A 1,918-nucleotide genomic window follows, 5' to 3' on the forward strand; every position below is an offset into this window, starting at 1 on the left:
CGGTAAAGGCTCAGAAGCCGTCGTCGCCCAACTTCAACAGATGCAGACGGAAATCGCATTCGGTGGACCACTGAAGACGATGGATACGTCGCTCATCCCGAAAAAGCACCTCCCATGGTTGGTTAAACAGGATAACGTTAACCCGCAACGTTACGAATGGCTGCTCTACCGGCAGTTAACCTCACGACTGAATGGACGCATTTATTTGCCAAATGTTACCAAATACCGCGCACTGGAAGACGACCTGATCCCCCAGACATCGCAGGATACCTTGCTGGCCTCATCAACACTGGACAGACTAAAACAGCCCGCAGAGTTATTGTTACAGGAGAAACAACACCGGCTGGAAAGTGCACTCAAAGACGTTGCTCTCCATATTGATGAGGGAGACAATCGAAATGTGATCATGAAAAATCGTACCGGTACCCGCTGGCGTCTGCCGACCAAAAGCGCTACATCTCTGGTCAACAATCCCTTTTTTAAGCGAATGCAACCGGTCGGTATCGCGGATGTACTGCGGTATGTAGAGCGCGAAACCGGGTTTATGAAATGTCTGACTCATGTACTTCCGATACAAAAACAAGGGTTCACTCATCAGGATGATTTACTGGCCATTCTGATTGCCAACGCCACTCACCGTGGTGTGTATGGCATGGCGCAGATCTCCGATCGAAGCTATGAACACCTGAGTACGGTGCAGGCCAACTATATCCGGCCTGAAACGCTGCATGACGCCAGCGACGTGATCAATAATGCGGTTGCAGCGCTACCCATCTTCCGCCACTACCATATTCAGGAGGACCAGCTGCATGCCAGTGCGGATGGTCAGAAATTCGAAACCCATCTGGAAACCTTTAAAACCCGGTACTCCTCTAAGTATTTCGGCACCAACAAAGGGATCACGGCCATGACACTGGTGGCCAACCACAGCGCCCTCAATGCTCGGATCATCGGTTCCAACGAGCACGAATCACACTATATTTATGACCTGTTACAATCCAACAGCAGTGAAATCAAACCTGACGTACTCTCGACAGATACACACGGTGTCAATCATGTTAACTTCGCCTTACTGGATCTATGCGGTTACAGTTTTGCACCGCGATACGCGCAGTTCAGTAGTGTCATCAATGATCTGTTTGATGTGACTGAAAGTGAACAAGGCAGCACCATACTGGCGCTAAAGAAGCCTATCAGAACGAATGTTATTACAACGGGATGGCAAGATATCAGGCGTATTGTTCTGTCACTTCAGACAAAGCGGACGACACAAGCAATGCTGGTAAGAAAGTTGTCTGGTTACCCTTCTGGACACCCAATATTACAGGCTCTGACGGAGTATAATCGACTGGTTAAAGTGCAATATTTACTTGACTACATCGACGATGCCAGTTTGCGGCAGTATGTGCAACGTGCCCTGAACCGGGGAGAAGCATGGCACTTCCTTAGACGAGCCATTGCGTCGGTGAATGGTGATCAGTTCCGTGGCAAAAACGAGTCTGAAATCGCTATCTGGAATGAATGCGCAAGATTGCTTGCCAACGCGATCATCTACTTCAACTCCGCGATACTGAGTCATCTTCTGGGACACTTTGAAGCGAGAGGAGATGAAGAGAAAGCGGGTATCACTCGTGCTGTTTCGCCCGTTGCGTGGCAAAATATCAACTTAAGCGGAACGTATAACTTCACTAATACTGGGAAATTGCCCAATATTGGCGAAATAACAAGGCCGATAGTGGATGATTAGGCTCCAAGCTGAAAGTAAACCACCTCCGCAGCCATTTATTGGTGTGGTCTACAGAGGATTATGTCTTTTTAGAGGGGAAAATCCCTAGAACCCCTTTTTAGTAAAAAAGACATCGCTCATGGCGAGCTGTGACTGTGTCAGGCCATATTGAAACCAAGGACGAGTACGTGG

1 protein-coding gene is annotated in these 1,918 nt (G+C 48.5%); it reads left to right on the forward strand.

Annotated elements, in window-relative coordinates:
- Positions 1-1,747 (forward strand): Tn3 family transposase (locus K0504_RS18240; protein WP_220105593.1); only part of this gene is annotated, 1,747 nt, incomplete at its 5' end.
- Positions 1,748-1,918 lie beyond the last annotated feature (171 nt).

The organism is Neiella holothuriorum, from assembly GCF_019457915.1.
In the GTDB taxonomy this organism is placed as follows: domain Bacteria; phylum Pseudomonadota; class Gammaproteobacteria; order Enterobacterales; family Neiellaceae; genus Neiella; species Neiella holothuriorum.